A 15,247-nucleotide genomic window follows, 5' to 3' on the forward strand; every position below is an offset into this window, starting at 1 on the left:
CCCGTCCGGGGGGTGGTGGGGCGCGGGGGGACGGGCACGGGGCCGGTGGGGTGGGGGACGGGCACGGGGCCGGTGGGGTGGGGGACGGGCACGGGGCCGGTGGGGTGGGGGCCGGGGGCACGGGGCCGGTGGGGTGGGGGCCGGGGGCACGGTGGCCGTCGGGGGCTCGCCCGTCAGCCGCCCCTCGGGTCGCCATGCCGGCCGGCACCGGCACCGGCACCGGCCGGCTGCGCCGGTCTCCCGTGCCACTCCCGGTGGCCCTCCGCCTACGCGTCCAGGGCTTCCTGGTCGGGTCCGGGCAGCCAGTCGCGGCCCGGGTCGTACTCCAGCCAGCGGCTGCGCCGCGCCTCCTCGCCGAACGCCCTCAGCAGCGGCTCCAGTTGGGGGTGCTGCTGAGGGCCGCCGGTGCCGTCGCCGTCGCGCCAGACCAGTGACCAGGCGTACAGCGGGGTGGGGCCGGCGAGCGGGACGGTCCGCACACCGGGGCGGCCGGGCGCGGAGGGCAGGTCCGGGAGCGGGCAGTCGGCGGGGAGGAGGGAGAAGCAGGTCGGGTCGGTGCGGACCCGCTCCACGAAGTTCTCCAGGCCGAGATTGGTGGAACCGGTCCGTCCGGCGATGCCGAACTGGTCGGCGAACCGGGTCAGGAAGTCCAGCCGGTCCACCGCGGCCGGGTAGCGCAGCACGCTGTCCCGCAGGTCGGCCGGGCACAGCACGTCACGGCCGGCCAGCGGGTGATCGGTGCTCAGCAGCGCGTCCACCGGCTCCAGCCGCACCAGACGGTGCGCCAGCCCCGCGTCCCGGCCGTCCGGCAGCGGGTGCACCCGGCCGAACCCCGCGTCCGACTCACCCCGCAGCAGGGCCGCCGCCACCGACGGCAGGTCCCGCGCCGGCACCGGCTCCACCTCCAGCCCCGACACCTCCTCGACGGCCTGCGCGACCGTCCGCATCGGCGCGTACAGGTGACCCCAGACGTCGATGCGCAGCGGGCGCCGCGTGCAGGCCACCGCTGCCACCGCGTGGTCCCCGTGGACGAGCAGCCGTCGGGCCGGCTCCAGGAACCGCTGCCCCGCCCCGGTCAGGGCGACACCGCGGGCATCCCGGTCCAGCAGCCGGGCGCCGAGAGCCGCTTCCAGCCGGGCCACCCGCTTCGACAACGCCTGCTGGCTGATCGCCAACCGCGCGGCGGCACGCCCGAAATGCAGCTCCTCGGCCGCCACGGCGAAGGCCCGGACCTGGGCGAGATCGAGATCCATGGCTGCCCAGCGTACGGGGCCGGGTCGCGAGCACCACCGGCCTCCCCGGCCTCGCGGACTCTGCGGCCCGGCGGCCGATGTCACCCGCACGTGCAGGGCCCGGGGCGACAACGGTCGGTTGTCGTCGCACCCCGGCGGTTGTTGGACCGGGTCCGGGCACCCGCGGTCTGCTGGGGCCACCGCCTCGGCCGGACCGGCCGGCGAGGCGGCCGAGGGAGGGCGGGGCCATGAAGGCGCTGACAGCGACCGGGCGGGCGGATGAGCTGGTCGGGTTCGCGGAGGTGGAGCAGCCGCGGCCCGGGCCGGGCGAAGCGCTGGTGAAGGTGGAGGCGTTCTCGGTGAACCGCGGCGAGACCTTCCAGCTGGAGGCACCCCGGCCGGGCTGGCGCCCGGGCAAGGACATCGCCGGCCTGGTCGTGCAGGCCGCCGCCGACGGCTCCGGCCCGGCCGCCTGCCGCCGGGTGGTCGGTCACCCGCCCGCCGGCGGCTGGGCCGAGTACGTCTGCGTGCCCACCGGCTCGCTCGCCGAGCTCCCGGACGCGCTGGACAGCGTCCGCGCGGCCGCCCTCCCGCTGGCCGGGCTGACCGCGCTGCGCCTGTTGCGCACCGTCGGCGCGCTGGCCGGCCGCCGGGTGCTGCTGACCGGCGCGTCCGGGGGCGTCGGCCACTACGTCACCGAGCTGGCCGCCGCCGCCGGGGCCGAGCTGACCGTGGTCACGGCCTCGCCCGAGCGCGGCCGTCGGCTGGCCGAGCTGGGCGCGGCGGAGGTCGTCCACGAGGTCGGCGCGGCGCGCGGCCCGTACGACGTGGTGCTGGAGTCGACGGGCGGCCCGAACCTGCCCCTGGCTCTCGCCCGGCTGGCCCGGCGCGGCACGCTGATCTGGTTCGGCCAGGCCTCCCGCACGCCCGCGACGCTCGACTTCTTCGGCTTCTTCGCCGGCCCGGAGTCCGCCACCCTGCGGCACTTCCACTACGCCGACTCCGACGTGCCCGACGGGGACGACCTCGCCACCCTGGTCCGCCTGGTCGGGGAGGGGCGGCTGACCCCGGAGATCGGCCGGGTCGCGCCCTGGACGGAGACCGCAGCCGTCCTGACCGACCTGCGGGAGCGCCGGATCCGCGGCAAGGCCGTCCTCACCCTGTCCTGACCCGACCCTGTCCTCACCCTGGCCTGACCGCCGGCCGCCGGCCCGCGCTGACCCACCGTCGAAGCGAGTTTCCGCCATGACCGATGCCCCCGACCCCTCGTTCCCCGACCCCTCGTCCCCCGACCTTTCCTTCCTCGACCACCCGGACCTGTTGCCTGCGTTCGTCGAGGAGAACCGCCCGCGCGCCACCGGCGCCGGGCTCGACCCGCACGAGTACACCCGCGTCACCTCCGCGCTGCCGTCCCTCCCCGCGTGGCCCGAGGCCTGCCGGGCCGCCGGCCGGCGGCACCTCGACGCCGCGGGCCGCGCCGCCGCGCAGGGCCGCCACCGCACGGCCGGCGAGGCCTACCGGACGGCCGCCCGCTGGTTCCACTTCGCCGGGCTGCTCCCGCACCCCGACCGGGCGGCCGCCGCCCTCGCCGCCACCGAGGCGGACGAGGCGATGCGCCGCGCGCTGGCCCACCTCGACCCGGCGGCCGAACGGATCGAGGGCGCGTCGTTCGCCGGCTGGCTCCGCCGCCCAGCCGGGGGCGGGCGGGCACCGGTCGTGGTCGTCGTGCCGGGGATGGACTCCGCGAAGGAGGAGTTCCACGCCGTCGCCGAGGCGCTGCTCGCCCGGGGCACGGCCGTGTTCGCCATGGACGGCCCGGGTCAGGGCGTCCTCGCCGCGACCAGCTCCCCCGATCCGGACTACCACCGCGTGGTCGGCCGGGTGATCGACGCCCTCGCGGACCGGGACGGTGTGGATGCCGGCCGCGTCGGGGTGATCGGCCTCAGCCTCGGCGGCTACTACGCCGCGACCACCGCCGCCCACGAGCCGCGGGTCCGCGCCACCGCCGTGGTCAGCGGCCCGTACCGGCTGGACTGGGACGCGCTGGTCCCGTTCGTCACCGCGACCCTGACCCAGCGCTGCGGAAGCCCGGAGGCCGCCCGCGCCTTCGCCCGTCGCATCGACCTGACCGGTCAGGCCCCGGCCGTCACCGGCCCCCTCCTGGTCGTCGAGGGCGGCGAGGACGGGATCCCCGGGGTCACCAACGCCGAACCCCTGGCCCACCACGCCCCCCGGGCCGAGCTCCTCCTCGTCCCGCACGGCAACCACCTTCTCGGCAACGCCCTCACCGACTGGCTCCCGCCCACCGCGGACTGGCTCACCACCCACCTCACCGGTGGCCGGTAGAGCGGCACGCACGGCCACGTGCGTGCGCAGGCATGCAGAAGGCCCCGGAGAGCGAACTCTCCGGGGCCGCCTCGGAAGGGAACGGCAGCCCGAGGAACTCGTCGGTGTTGCGGACCTTGCCGTCCCGCCAGTGCCATCCCTGCTCGTCCCGCCGGAGCGGGAGGATTCCGTAGTGGGGCCGGCTCCGCCCGCACCCACCTGAAGGAGTAAGCCGCGACAGTCGGGCGGGAGGACGACGCCGAGCTCCTCCTCGGCCGCTGCTCGGGGGTGCCGCGATTCGGAGCCGTTGGCGTCAGTGCCGGCGTCAGCGGGCACGAAAATGCCCCCGAAGCGAGCTGCTTCAGGGGCATCGTGCCTGGTCAAGGCTGGTGGCCAGGGCCGGGGTCGAACCGGCGACCTTCCGCTTTTCAGGCGGACGCTCGTACCAACTGAGCTACCTGGCCGTACTACACCGCCTCTTGCGAGACGAGCGATCCCGACGGGACTTGAACCCGCGACCTCCACCTTGACAGGGTGGCGAGCTAACCAACTGCTCCACGGGACCTGGTGTGGAATTTCTCCACAGTAGGTCTTGCGGCACTGCACTTTACTACGGGTACTACGGTACTGCGTGCCCCCAACGGGATTCGAACCCGTGCTACCGCCTTGAAAGGGCGGCGTCCTGGGCCACTAGACGATGAGGGCTTGCGGCCTGTCCCGCCGTTTCCGGCGTTCGGGGACGTCGAGAAGCATATGGGATGGCGAGCCGAACGCCAAAACGGGTTTCGGCCGACCGGGCGGGTGCCGGTGAGCGTGGTCTTCAGGAGGTGTTCAGGACCAGCCGAGCTCGTCGAGTTCGTGGTCGTCGAACCCGAAGTGGTGGGCGACCTCGTGGATGACGGTGGTGCGGACCTCGGCCACCACCTGCTCGCGGGTCTCGCAGTGCCGCAGGGTCGGACCCAGGTAGACGATGATCCGGTCGGGGAGGACGCCGGCGTACCACTCACCGCGTTCGGTGAGGGGGGTGCCCTCGTAGAGCCCGAGGAGTTCGGGGTCGGCGGGGTCGGGTTCGTCCTCGACGAAGACGGCGACGTTGTCCATCATGGCCGCGAGCTGCGGGGGAATCTGGTCGAGGGCGTCGCTGACCAGCGTCTCGAACTCTTCCCGGGTCATCTCCACCGGATCATTGTCGGGTCTGGGATGACGGTGTGCCAGGCGGTCGGGGCCGGTGTTTCATGGGCCTATGACGACATCGGACGGCGCGGCGAACGGCGCGGCGGGAAGCGCGGTGGGCGGCACGCTGCGGGTGGAGCCCGCGCCGGCCGTGCCGCGGCGGCCACCGGTGCTGCGGGGGCAGGGCCCGGCCGTGGCGGTGGTGGCGCTGGGCGGGGCGATCGGGGCGTCGGCCCGGTACGGGGCCGGGCTGCTCCGGCCGGACGCGCCGACGGCGTTTCCGTGGACCACGCTGGTGGTGAACGTGGTGGGCTGCGCGGTGATCGGGGTCTTCCTGGTGGCGATCACCGAGGGGCGGCCGGCGCATCCGCTGCTGCGGCCGTTCTTCGGGACGGGCGTGCTGGGCGGGTTCACCACGTTCTCGACGTACGCGGTGGACACCCGGCGGCTGCTGGTGGAGGGCCGGCCCGGGGTCGGGCTGGCCTATCTGGGGCTGACGCCGGTGGCGGCGCTGGCCGCGGTCTGGGCGGCGGCCGGGCTGACGCGGCGTCTGATCCTGCGTGGGGCGAGGGAGAAGCGATGACCAGGCTGACCGGGCCCGCGCTGCGGCTGACCGTGCTGGTCGGCGAGAACGACCGCTGGCACCACCGCCCGCTGTACAGCGAGATCGTGCACCGCGCGCGGGCGGCGGGGCTGGCGGGGGCGAGCGTTTTCCGCGGGATCGAGGGGTTCGGGGCGTCGTCGCTGGTGCACACGGCGCGGCTGCTGTCGATGAGCGAGGACCTGCCGGTGGCGGTGGTGGTCGTGGATACCGAGGAGCGGGTGCGGGCCTTCCTGCCGGAGCTGGACGAGCTAGTGGCGGAGGGGCTGGTGGTGCTCGATCCGTGCGAGGTGATCCGGTACGTGGGGCGGGGCCGGTCCGACGAGGGCACGGCGTCGGGGGCGGGGGCCGCGGAGTGAACTGGCTGCCGGTGCTGGCCGGGGCGGTGGTCGGCGCGCCGCTGCGCTACCTGACCGACCGGGCGGTGCAGTCCCGGCACGACTCGGTCTTCCCGTGGGGGACCTTCGCCGTGAACGCGGTCGGCTGCCTGGTGCTCGGGCTGGTGACCGGGGCGGTGGCGGCCGGCGCGGCGTCCTCGCAGGTCCAACTGCTGCTCGGGACGGGGTTCTGCGGGGCGCTCACCACGTACTCGACTTTCTCGTACGAGACGTTGCGGCTGGCCGAGAGCGGGGCCGGGCGGTACGCGGTGGCCAATGCGGCGGGCAGCGTTGTGGTGGGGCTGGCGGCGGTCTACGCGGGGGCGGGGCTGGCCTCGGCGCTCTGGGGCTGAGTGGCGCCGCCCGGTTCCGGGTCGGGCGGGTGCGGGGGGTCTGCGGGGCGCCCGCCCGGCGGTTCCGGGCCCGGGGCGGTGCCGGTCCCGGCGGGTCCGGGGGTCTGCGGGTCCGGGCGGCGTGGGGGGCTTCGTGCCGCCGGAATGGCGCCGGCCGGATGGCCCCCGGGTGCTTCCCGGCGGGGTGCCCGTGTCCCGCTGCCCCGGGCGCGCGTTGGGCACCGGAAGTGCCGGGCGCGGTAGGGCGGCCGGCGGGTGGACCGGGTGGGGCGGCGGGAGAGGGATCGCGGTGGCGGCAATGCGTGCGGTGCGTGCGGTGGCTTCGGTGCGTTCGGTGCGTTCGGTGCGTTCGGTGCGCAAGGTGGGTGCGGTGCGTTCGGTGCGTTCGGTGCGCGAGGTGGGCGCCCGGGAGGGCCGTCCCACGGTGGTGCGGGCGGTCGCGGTCCGGGAGGCCGAGCCGCGGGCGGTGGCCGTGCGCAACGGGGTGGTCCGGGCGGCGGCGGTGCTGGCGGTGGCCGGTCTCGGCCTGACCGGCTGCATGTCGGTGGGGCCCGCGGCGGACGAGAAGCACGGCGCGGTGCCGGTCGGACAGGCCGGGACGCCGGGCAAGGCCGCGGGAGGCGGGTCGGCCGCGCCGAGCGGCGGCGCTCACCAGGGTGGTGCGTCCGGGCGACCGGAGCGCACGGGGGGCGCGCAGACGGAGAGCCCGCCGGGGACGGGCCTGACCTCCGCGCCGGGTGCGGCGTCCCCCGGCGCGAACGGCGTGAACGGCGCGCCCGACGGCGCGAGGGCACTGCCGGACGCGGCACCCGGTGAGGTCGCCCCCGGCGCGAACGGGGCTGCCGGGGGCGTGAGCGCCGGCACCGCACCCCAACCGGGTGGCGGCTCGTCGGGCGGCGGGGCGGCCGGTGGCGCCGGCGCCACGGGCGGCGCCGGCGGGTCCGGGGGGTCCGGCGGGTCCGGCTCGAGCGCCGGGACGGCCGGCGGTGCGGGCGCGGGGCACTCCGGCGGTGGCGCGGCCACCAGCCCGGCGGCGAGCCCGACCGGGCGGCCGTCCGGCACCCCCGATCCCGGTCACACCACGCCCGCCGCGACCGTCCCGCCGACCACGGAACCCTCCACCACAAGCTCCGGATCTTCGGCCCCGAGTCCGGGCGCGGGCGGGCATTAGCAGCCTGGCCAGCGCATTTGCCTCTGATCCCTAGGCTCGTCTATGGTGGTAGATCGTTCGTTTGATTCATTTGACTGGCGCCCTATTCCCATCTGGCGCCCTTGGCGCGTTCCGGCGATCCGTGGCTGACCGCATAGAGGCGGTTGTGAAACAGAACCCCGGACTTTGGCGCGTGCCACTTCCGGAAGGTTTTGCATGTCTCTCGTTGACGACGCCCGCTTCGCCATGCCCGCGAGCGAGTCCGCCGCCGATGTCACCACCCCCGACGCCGAGCTGATCGACGTCACCACCGACGCCGCCGAGGCCGTCGCCGAGATCGCCGACTCCGCCGAGATCGCCGCCGACGACGTCGCGGACGAGGCCGAGGACGCCGAGCCCACCATCACCTTCGGCGACCTGGGCCTGCACGACGACGTCGTGCGCGCCCTCGCCAAGCGTGGCGTCACCACCCCGTTCCCGATCCAGGCCGCGACCATCCCGGACGCCCTGGCCGGCAAGGACGTGCTGGGCCGTGGGCGCACCGGCTCCGGCAAGACCCTCAGCTTCGGCCTGCCGCTGCTGACCCGCCTCGCCGACGGCGAGCGCACCAAGCCCAAGCACCCGCGCGGCCTGATCCTGGTCCCGACCCGCGAGCTGGCCATGCAGGTGGCCGACGCCCTGGAGCCGTTCGGCTCGGTGCTCGGCCTCAAGCTCAAGGTCGTCTGCGGCGGCACCTCGATGTCGAACCAGATCTACGCGCTGGAGCGCGGCGTCGACATCCTGGTCGCCACCCCCGGCCGTCTGCGTGACCTGCTGAACCGCGGCAGCGCCAAGCTGGCCGACGTCCGGACCGTCGTGCTCGACGAGGCCGACCAGATGGCCGACATGGGCTTCCTGCCCGAGGTCACCGAGATCCTCGACCAGGTGCCGGCCGGCGGCCAGCGCCTGCTGTTCTCCGCCACCCTGGAGAACGAGATCGACACCCTGGTCAAGCGCTACCTGAAGAACCCGGTCACCCACGAGGTCGACCCGTCGGCCGGCGCGGTCACCACCATGACCCACCACATCCTCGTGGTGAAGCCCAAGGACAAGGCCCCGATCACCAACGCGATCGCCGCCCGCAAGGGCCGCACGATCATCTTCGTCCGCACCCAGATGGGCGCCGACCGTGTCGCCGAGCAGCTCATCGAGGCCGGTGTGAAGGCCGACGCGCTGCACGGCGGTATGACCCAGGGCGCCCGCACCCGCGTCCTCGGCGACTTCAAGGACGGCTACGTCAACGTCGTCGTCGCCACCGACGTCGCCGCCCGTGGCATCCACGTCGACGGCATCGACCTGGTCCTGAACGTGGACCCGGCCGGTGACCACAAGGACTACCTGCACCGCTCCGGCCGCACCGCGCGTGCCGGCCGCTCCGGCGCCGTCGTCACCCTGGTGCTGCCGCACCAGCGCCGTGGCGTGTTCCGCCTGATGGAGGACGCGGGCGTGGACGCCTCGCGCCACATCCTCGACCACGCCTTCGACGCCGAGGTCGCCAAGATCACCGGCGCCCGCTCGCTGATCGAGGTCCAGGCCGAGAGCGCGGCCGGCATCGCCGGTGCCGCCGAGCGCGAGCTCGCCGACATGACCCGCCAGCTGGAGCGCGCGCAGCGCCGCGCCACCGAGCTGCGCGAGGAGGCCGACCGCCTGGCCGCCCGGGCCGCTCGCGAGCGGGCCGAGCTGGGCATCGAGGACGAGGCGCCGGCCGCCGAGGCCGACTCCGCCGAGGCTTCGGAGACCGCCGTCGAGACCGCCGCCCCGGTGGCCGAGGAGCGCACCCCGTCGTACCGCGAGGCGCGCACCGAGCGTCCCGAGCGCACCGAGCGCCCGGCGTTCGGCCGTGACCGTGACGACCGCGGCGGCCGTTCGGGTGGCTTCAACCGTGACCGTGACGACCGCGGTGGCCGCTCCGGTGGCTTCAACCGTGACGACCGTGGCGGCCGTTCCGGTGGCTTCGGTGACCGTGACAACCGCGGCGGTGGCTTCAACCGTGACCGTGACGACCGCGGTGGCCGCTCCGGTGGCTTCAACCGTGACGACCGCGGTGGCCGTTCCGGTGGCTTCGGTGACCGTGACAACCGCGGTGGTGGCTTCAACCGTGACCGTGACGACCGCGGCGGCCGCTCCGGTGGCTTCGGCGACCGTGACAACCGTGGCGGTGGCTTCAACCGCGACGACCGTGGCGGCCGTTCCGGTGGCTTCGGTGACCGTGACAACCGTGGCGGTGGCTTCAACCGTGACCGTGACGACCGCGGCGGCCGCTCCGGTGGCTTCGGCGACCGTCCGGCCCGCTCCTTCGGCGACCGTCCGGCCTTCGGCCGTGACCGTGACGAGCGCGGCAGCAGCAGCCGTCCGTTCTCGCGCCGCGACGACCACCGCTCCGGTGGCCGCCCGCAGGCCTCCGGTGGCTTCAACCGTGACCGTGACGACCGCGGTGGCCGCTCCGGTGGCTTCAACTCCGGTGGCTTCAACCGCGACGACCGCAAGCCGCGCTGGAAGAACTGACACCGGCTGATGCCGGTTGACGCCGGCTGACGTCACTTCGGGCCCGCTCCACTTCGGTGGGGCGGGCCCGTTGTCGTTCTCCCGCGGGCTGTTGTTCTGCTGGTGAGAATAACCTGTGGCGCGTGGGCGGCCGGGTCCCGTACGGTCGCGGACATGAGCAGCAGACTGCATCACGTGGCGGCGGTGAACGAGGAGATCGCCGAACGGGGGAGCTACCGGGCAGCCGGGGGCGAGCTCGTACAGGTGTCGGAGCGACTGGCCGTGGCCAGGGAGGGGACGGTGTCGTACACGCCGGAGGCGCTGGACGCGCTGGTGCGGGCCGGTGCGCCCGGGCCGGGGCCGGGCACCGGGGCGATCGAGGTGACGGCCGAGGGCAGCATCCAGGCGGCCCGGCGGCTGGTCGGGGCCGGGGGCGGCCGGGTGGGGGTGCTCAACTTCGCCTCCGCGCGGAACCCGGGCGGCGGCTACCTGCGTGGCGCCCGCGCCCAGGAGGAGGACCTCTGCCGCAGCGCCCTGCTGTACACCTGCCTGCTGGAGGCACCGGACTACTACGAGGCGCACCGCGCCTCCAGCGACCTGCGCTACAGCCACCGGGTGATCGTCTCGCCCGACGTGCCGGTGATCCGGGGCGCGCAGGGGGAGCTGCTGGCACAGCCGTACCCGGTGACGTTCCTGACCTCGCCGGCGCCCAACGCGGGCCAGTTGGAGCGGCGTTCGGCCGGCACGGACGTCCGGGGCGTGCTCGCCGAGCGGGCCGTCCGGGTCCTCGCGGCGGCGGCCCGGCACGAGATACGCACGCTGGTGCTGGGGGCGTGGGGCTGCGGAGTGTTCGGCAACGACCCGGCCCAGGTGGCCGAGGCCTTCGAGGGGGCGCTGGCGCAGTACGGCGCCGCGTTCGAGCGGGTGGTGTTCGCGGTCTGGGACCGCACGCCCGTCTCGGCGAACCGGGCCGCTTTCGAGGCCCGGTTCGGCGCGGCCGTCGGCTGACGGCGGCGGCCGTCGGCCGGTGCCGTCGGCCCTCGGGTGGTGGGGCGAGGTCGCGTGGGGCCTCGCGTGCGGTCGGCTCGTGCGTGCCGTCGGTCCCAGCGCTGTCGGCCCTCCGCGCTGCCAGCTCTGGCGCGCTGCCGGCTCTTGTGTGTGCCGTCAGCTCTTGCGTGCTGCCAGGGCGGTCGCGGCGGTCGAGGCGGCGGCGACCACGCCGGTGACGGCGAAGACGGACGGCCAGGCGCCGATCTTCTTCGCCAGCGGGTGCGAGCCGCCGAAAGCCGCCACGTACAGGCCGGTCAGCGCGGCCGCGGTGGCCGTGCCCGAGCGGCGGTGCCACTGCGTGGCGGCGCCGGCCCCGGCGACCGCCAGCACCGCGCCGCCCAGCTCGCGCCGGCCGGTCCAGCGGGCGACGCCGTAGCCGCCGACCAGGCCGCTCGCCGCGGTGAGCGCGGCGGGCGCCGCCGCCGAGAGCACGTTCGGGATCTTCGCCATCGTCGACTCCACTCTGCAGACCCGGAGGTCCCGGACCTCGCGGGCCCCGCCGAACTCCACGGACGCCCTGAACTCCTCCGACCTTCCAACCTCCCGACCATAACCCGGCCGTCGAAACGGCCCGCCGGGCGGTCCTGGGTGCGGTCCGGCGGCCGGGTCTGGTGGGGGCCGGCGGTTCAGCGGAACGCCTCCTCGAAGGGGCGCGCCGCCGCAGTCCGGGAGAGGTGGTGCGCGGCCTCGGCCGGGGTGAGCACCCGCTCCAGCCGGAGCTCCCCCGGGACCTGCTGGATGAACCGGCCGGCCGCCCAGCTCCGCTCGTACGGCTGCGGGTCCAGCACCAGGGTGCGGACGCCGTCCACCACAGGGATGTCGCTGGGAGTGCCCTCGTTCCAGATCCACGAACCGTCCGGCGCGACCAGGTTGAACGCGCCCAGTGCGGTGACCCGGCGGCCGTCCACCTCCTCGGTCCGGGTGAGCGCGACCACCTCCGGGTCGGGCCGGGTGCCGGGCAGGTGGCCGCCGCCGATCAGCAGGTCGGCGAGGAGCGTGTGCAGCTGGAAGTTGTCGGTCAGGCCGTCCATCCGGACCAGGTAGCCGGTGCCGGTCGGGCGGTCCAGCACCAGCAGCGGCTCGTCGTCGAACGTCTTCATCAGGTACAGCAGGCCCTTGAGGTCGTGCTGCCCCTCGCCGTACCGCTCGATCAGCTCGACCAGCACGTCGGTCACGCCGGAGGCCCGGGCCGAGGTGCGGACGGCGGCGTGCGTGTACACCGCGAACGAGGCCATCTGCCACAGGTGCAGCGTCCACCAGCCGATGACCGCCCGGTGGGCGGGCCAGGCGTCCGGGTCCTCCGGGTCGGCGATCCGGGCATGCGCCTGCCCCGGGTCGTCCCCGTCCGGATCGGGCAGCTCGCCGCCGCCCGTCTCCTTCCAGCGCTCGATCAGCAGCAGCGCCCCGCTCAACGCCCCGCGCAGACCGGCCAGCACCTGGCCGGCACAGGCCACCGGATCGGCGCCGCGCTCCACGCAGGCGCCCACCATCATCGCCAGGTGGGACCGCTCGAACGGCGGGAAGTCCGGCAGCAGGGCGGCGAGCCGCGGGCCCACCGCGGCGGACTCGCGCTCCCCGGCCGGGCCGAGCAGCCCGCGCACCGCGCGGAACGCGGCGTCGATGCGCTCGATGTCGGTTGCCTGGACTGCCGCCTCCAGATCGGCGATCGCGCCGAGGAGGGCCGGCGGCTGACGGTCTGACGGATCCGCGGACCCGCCGTGCGAGGGAATTCGGTCGGACACCATTCGCCGCAGCATAGGCGGCCGCGCTGACGGTCCGTCCGGCCGGGGTGCGGCGGTCGGGCCGTCGGTCGGGCTGGCGGTGGGGCCGTCGGTCGGGTCGTCGGGGTGGGGTGTGCGGACGGGATGCGCGTCGGGTGAAGGGGAAGGGGTGGACGGGCAGGGGGAAGGGGAGCGCTTTCCGCGTCCGAGTGTCGGAAATCGCCCGCACGGGCCCGCCGGTGTCCCGCATACTCGCGCGAGTGACCGCGACCCGTACCCTGCCGGCCCCCTCCGTGGCCGTGGCGGAACCCGCTCTGCGGGTGTCCCCGCTCGAACTCTTCCTCGATCTCGTCTTCGTCTTCACCGTCACCCAGCTCACCGGGAGCCTGGCCCACCACCTCACGGTCGGGGGGCTCGCCCAGGTGGTGGTGATGCTGGCGGTCATCTGGTGGATGTACGACGCGTTCATCTGGCTGACCAACGCGATGCCGCCCAGCAGCCACGGCCGCCGCGGCCTGCTGCTGCTCGCCATGGCCGGCTTCCTGCTGATCTCACTCTCCGTCCCGCACGCCTTCGAGGGCAGCGGCGTCGTTTTCGGCTGGGCGTACCTGCTGGTGGTCGCCGTGCACACCGGCATGTTCGCCGTCTCCGGCGTGGCGCTCGGCCCGGTCCTGCGGATGGGCGGGCTCAACCTGGTGAACACCGGCCTGGTGGTGGCCGGTGGCTACCTCACCGGTACAGCCCAACTCGCCTTCTGGGCCGCCGCCTTCGCCCTGCAGTTCGCGATACCGCGGCTGGTCGACCTGCCGCAGTTCCTGCTCCGCTCCGACCACTTCGTCGAACGCCACGGGCTGGTCGTGATCATCGCGTTCGGCGAGTCGGTGATCGCCATCGGCGTCGGCGCCGGCACCGCCGACCTCAGCGCCGCCCTGATCGCCGTGGCCGTGCTCAGCCTCAGCGTCTGTGTGGGCCTCTGGTGGGCGTACTTCGGCCACGACGACGACGCCCGCGCCGAACACCACATGGCCGCGCTCCCCTCGGACCGCCGCAACCGGCTCGCGGTCAGCGTCTACAACCTCGGCCACTACGGCCTGCTGCTCGGCGTCCTGCTCTTCGCCGCCGGCGTGAAGTCCGCCGTCGCCCACCCCGGCGCGCCGATCACCCTGGGCCAGGCCGTCGCGCTGGCCGGCGGCGTCGCGCTCTTCCTCGCCGTCAACACCGCCGTCCGCCGCACCTTCGCGCTCACCCCGAACCTGCCCCGGCTCGCCGCGGCCGCCCTGCTGGTCGCGGTCGTCCCGCTGGGCACCGGCGTCTCCGCCCTGGCCGAGGTGGCGGCCACGGCGGGCGTCCTCGCCGTGGCCTTCGGCTACGAGGCCGTGCGGGCCGGCCGTACCGCTCGGGTCGCGACGACCGGGAGGACTGTCGGCCCCCGGTGAGAGACTCGAACCGTGACTGACCACGTGATCACGGACGGCCTCTACCGGGTACGCAACGTCGGCAGCGGCCTGCTGCTGGAGGTCGCCGACGGGAGCCGCCGCAGCGGCGCCAAGGTCCGGCTGGGCGCCGACGACGGGTCGGACGCCCAGCTCTGGCGCCTCACCGCCGTCCACCCCGGCGGCGCCCTCCACCACTTCGAGAACGTCGCCAGCGGCAAGCGCCTCGACGTCACCGGTGCCTCCCCCGACGACGGCGTGCCGATCCAGCAGTGGTCCGCCAACGCCTTCGGCGCCCAGGAGTGGCTCCTCGAACACCACCTCGACGCCCCCGGCACCTACACCCTCACCAGCTTCATCAGCGGCAAGCCCCTCACCGCCACCACCCCCGGCAACCCCGTCGAACAGCGCGAGGAGACCGACTCCCCGACCCAGTGGTGGCGCCTGGAGCGGCAGGACTAGGCCGAGGCCTCCGCCGGGGCACCGCCGGTCCGGCGTCCGGTGTGCCGGTGCCGGTGCCGGCTCCGGCGTCAGGCGGCGAGGTTGGTGCGGAGGGCGGTGAGGTCGGCTTCGGTGGTGCCGTGGGCCTGGAGGTAGGCGGGGACGGAGCCGTGGTGGGTGCGGATCCAGGCGAGGGAGGAGGCGAGGAGCGGCGCGGAGATGGGGCGGGAGATGCGCTCGGTGCCGGTCTCGTCGAGGTAGGGGGTGGGGCCGTCGAGGAGGCCGAGGCCGGCGTTGGAGAGCAGGAAGTCGGCGGTGATCTCGGCGTCGGAGGCGCCCAGGAGGGACTGCACGACGGCGATGGTCAGGCCGGTGCGGTCCTTGCCGACGGCGCAGTGGACGACGGCCGGGACGCCTCCGGGGGTACCGAGCCGCCGGATGGCGGCGACCAGGGACGGGCCGGCGGTCTCGGCCATGAAGGGGTAGAGCTCGGCCTGGCCCTCCGGCCACGGGCGGTCGGTGTCCTCGCGGTTGGCCGGGAGGGTGGGGAGGTTGACCGCCTCGTGGTCGAGGCCGTGCCGCAGGTCGGGCCAGACCTCCAGCTCGAAGGGGCTGCGCAGGTCGATCACCAGGCGCAGGCCGAGCGCCTTGAGGCGCTGGGCACCCTCGGGGGCGAGGGTGTGGAAGGAGCCGGAGCGGTAGAGCACCCCGGTGCGCAGGGTGCCGACGCCGCCGGCGTCGCGGAAGTTGCGCACGCCGGGGATGGCGAGGAAGGCGGACGGCAGGTCGGGTTCACGGTCCGGCAGGTCGTCGGTCATGGGCTCCACCGTACGGACAAACGGTCTGCCGGGGGAAGGAATCGGACCAC

Annotated in this window: 15 protein-coding genes and 3 tRNA genes; 10 read left to right on the forward strand and 8 right to left on the reverse strand. The window is 74.9% G+C overall.

Annotation, left to right across the window (positions count from 1 at the left end; genetic code table 11):
• Positions 1-266: 266 nt before the first annotated feature.
• Positions 267-1,253: a LysR family transcriptional regulator gene (locus ACZ3YO_RS14770; protein WP_465569261.1), complete on the reverse strand. Its 987-nt coding sequence runs from the start codon at positions 1,251-1,253 to the stop codon at positions 267-269.
• A 227-nt stretch (positions 1,254-1,480) separates the two neighbouring features.
• Here ACZ3YO_RS14770 and ACZ3YO_RS14775 point away from each other — a divergent pair, with 227 nt between their 5' ends.
• Positions 1,481-2,401 (forward strand): zinc-binding dehydrogenase, encoded by a 921-nt coding sequence (locus ACZ3YO_RS14775; RefSeq protein WP_465569263.1) that lies wholly within the window; start codon positions 1,481-1,483, stop codon positions 2,399-2,401.
• A 76-nt stretch (positions 2,402-2,477) separates the two neighbouring features.
• Positions 2,478-3,578, forward strand: coding sequence for an alpha/beta hydrolase family protein (locus ACZ3YO_RS14780; RefSeq protein ID WP_465569265.1), 1,101 nt, complete (start codon positions 2,478-2,480; stop codon positions 3,576-3,578).
• A 366-nt stretch (positions 3,579-3,944) separates the two neighbouring features.
• Here ACZ3YO_RS14780 and ACZ3YO_RS14785 read toward each other — a convergent pair.
• The 4 genes from ACZ3YO_RS14785 to ACZ3YO_RS14800 form a co-directional block, all read right to left on the reverse strand.
• Positions 3,945-4,021 (reverse strand) — tRNA-Phe (locus ACZ3YO_RS14785).
• Between the two features lie 27 nt (positions 4,022-4,048).
• A tRNA-Asp gene (locus tag ACZ3YO_RS14790) sits at positions 4,049-4,122 on the reverse strand.
• Between the two features lie 67 nt (positions 4,123-4,189).
• Positions 4,190-4,262 (reverse strand) — tRNA-Glu (locus tag ACZ3YO_RS14795).
• A 126-nt stretch (positions 4,263-4,388) separates the two neighbouring features.
• The gene (locus ACZ3YO_RS14800; protein WP_396324753.1) at positions 4,389-4,730 is read right to left on the reverse strand and encodes a metallopeptidase family protein; all 342 of its coding nucleotides are present in this window, start codon (positions 4,728-4,730) and stop codon (positions 4,389-4,391) included.
• Positions 4,731-4,800: 70 nt separating this feature from the next.
• Between ACZ3YO_RS14800 and crcB (ACZ3YO_RS14805) the strand changes: the two genes are divergently transcribed.
• From crcB (ACZ3YO_RS14805) to ACZ3YO_RS14830, 6 genes are all read left to right on the forward strand, one after another.
• On the forward strand, positions 4,801-5,313 hold the full coding sequence (gene crcB, locus ACZ3YO_RS14805; RefSeq protein WP_465569267.1) for a fluoride efflux transporter CrcB: 513 nt from the start codon (positions 4,801-4,803) through the stop codon (positions 5,311-5,313).
• A complete protein-coding gene (locus ACZ3YO_RS14810; protein ID WP_405365511.1) occupies positions 5,310-5,690 on the forward strand; it encodes a DUF190 domain-containing protein in 381 nt (126 codons plus the stop codon). The genes crcB (ACZ3YO_RS14805) and ACZ3YO_RS14810 overlap by 4 nt, the downstream gene beginning before the upstream one ends.
• A complete protein-coding gene (gene crcB / locus ACZ3YO_RS14815; RefSeq protein WP_465569270.1) occupies positions 5,687-6,061 on the forward strand; it encodes a fluoride efflux transporter CrcB in 375 nt (124 codons plus the stop codon). The genes ACZ3YO_RS14810 and crcB (ACZ3YO_RS14815) overlap by 4 nt, the downstream gene beginning before the upstream one ends.
• 370 nt (positions 6,062-6,431) lie before the next feature.
• The gene (locus ACZ3YO_RS14820) at positions 6,432-7,232 is read left to right on the forward strand and encodes a hypothetical protein (protein WP_465569272.1); all 801 of its coding nucleotides are present in this window, start codon (positions 6,432-6,434) and stop codon (positions 7,230-7,232) included.
• Positions 7,233-7,427: 195 nt separating this feature from the next.
• On the forward strand, positions 7,428-9,755 hold the full coding sequence (locus tag ACZ3YO_RS14825) for a DEAD/DEAH box helicase (protein ID WP_465569274.1): 2,328 nt from the start codon (positions 7,428-7,430) through the stop codon (positions 9,753-9,755).
• A 153-nt stretch (positions 9,756-9,908) separates the two neighbouring features.
• The gene (locus tag ACZ3YO_RS14830) at positions 9,909-10,742 is read left to right on the forward strand and encodes a TIGR02452 family protein (RefSeq protein ID WP_465546826.1); all 834 of its coding nucleotides are present in this window, start codon (positions 9,909-9,911) and stop codon (positions 10,740-10,742) included.
• Between the two features lie 156 nt (positions 10,743-10,898).
• Here ACZ3YO_RS14830 and ACZ3YO_RS14835 read toward each other — a convergent pair whose 3' ends face one another.
• Positions 10,899-11,234: a hypothetical protein gene (locus tag ACZ3YO_RS14835; RefSeq protein ID WP_465569276.1), complete on the reverse strand. Its 336-nt coding sequence runs from the start codon at positions 11,232-11,234 to the stop codon at positions 10,899-10,901.
• 176 nt (positions 11,235-11,410) lie between these two features.
• Positions 11,411-12,529, reverse strand: coding sequence for a hypothetical protein (locus ACZ3YO_RS14840; protein WP_465569277.1), 1,119 nt, complete (start codon positions 12,527-12,529; stop codon positions 11,411-11,413).
• Positions 12,530-12,765: 236 nt separating this feature from the next.
• On the opposite strand from ACZ3YO_RS14840, the gene ACZ3YO_RS14845 reads away from it, so the two are divergent.
• Positions 12,766-13,941 (forward strand): low temperature requirement protein A, encoded by a 1,176-nt coding sequence (locus ACZ3YO_RS14845; RefSeq protein ID WP_465569278.1) that lies wholly within the window; start codon positions 12,766-12,768, stop codon positions 13,939-13,941.
• 12 nt (positions 13,942-13,953) lie between these two features.
• Positions 13,954-14,400: an RICIN domain-containing protein gene (locus ACZ3YO_RS14850; RefSeq protein WP_465569279.1), complete on the forward strand. Its 447-nt coding sequence runs from the start codon at positions 13,954-13,956 to the stop codon at positions 14,398-14,400.
• Positions 14,401-14,468: 68 nt separating this feature from the next.
• On the opposite strand, the gene ACZ3YO_RS14855 is transcribed toward ACZ3YO_RS14850, so the two are convergent.
• Complete coding sequence (locus ACZ3YO_RS14855) at positions 14,469-15,197, reverse strand: tyrosine-protein phosphatase (protein WP_465569280.1); 729 nt, start codon at positions 15,195-15,197, stop codon at positions 14,469-14,471.
• Between the last annotated feature and the right edge of the window lie 50 nt (positions 15,198-15,247).

This window comes from Kitasatospora sp. NPDC022785 (assembly GCF_055561295.1).

Coding starts and splice junctions, on each gene's coding strand:
- ACZ3YO_RS14770 (WP_465569261.1), bottom strand. CDS start 1,253: ATGGATCTCGATCTCGCCCAGGTCCGGGCCTTCGCCGTGGCGGCCGAG.
- ACZ3YO_RS14775 (WP_465569263.1), top strand. CDS start 1,481: ATGAAGGCGCTGACAGCGACCGGGCGGGCGGATGAGCTGGTCGGGTTC.
- ACZ3YO_RS14780 (WP_465569265.1), top strand. CDS start 2,478: ATGACCGATGCCCCCGACCCCTCGTTCCCCGACCCCTCGTCCCCCGAC.
- ACZ3YO_RS14800 (WP_396324753.1), bottom strand. CDS start 4,730: ATGACCCGGGAAGAGTTCGAGACGCTGGTCAGCGACGCCCTCGACCAG.
- crcB (WP_465569267.1), top strand. CDS start 4,801: ATGACGACATCGGACGGCGCGGCGAACGGCGCGGCGGGAAGCGCGGTG.
- ACZ3YO_RS14810 (WP_405365511.1), top strand. CDS start 5,310: ATGACCAGGCTGACCGGGCCCGCGCTGCGGCTGACCGTGCTGGTCGGC.
- ACZ3YO_RS14825 (WP_465569274.1), top strand. CDS start 7,428: ATGTCTCTCGTTGACGACGCCCGCTTCGCCATGCCCGCGAGCGAGTCC.
- ACZ3YO_RS14830 (WP_465546826.1), top strand. CDS start 9,909: ATGAGCAGCAGACTGCATCACGTGGCGGCGGTGAACGAGGAGATCGCC.
- ACZ3YO_RS14835 (WP_465569276.1), bottom strand. CDS start 11,234: ATGGCGAAGATCCCGAACGTGCTCTCGGCGGCGGCGCCCGCCGCGCTC.
- ACZ3YO_RS14840 (WP_465569277.1), bottom strand. CDS start 12,529: ATGGTGTCCGACCGAATTCCCTCGCACGGCGGGTCCGCGGATCCGTCA.
- ACZ3YO_RS14855 (WP_465569280.1), bottom strand. CDS start 15,197: ATGACCGACGACCTGCCGGACCGTGAACCCGACCTGCCGTCCGCCTTC.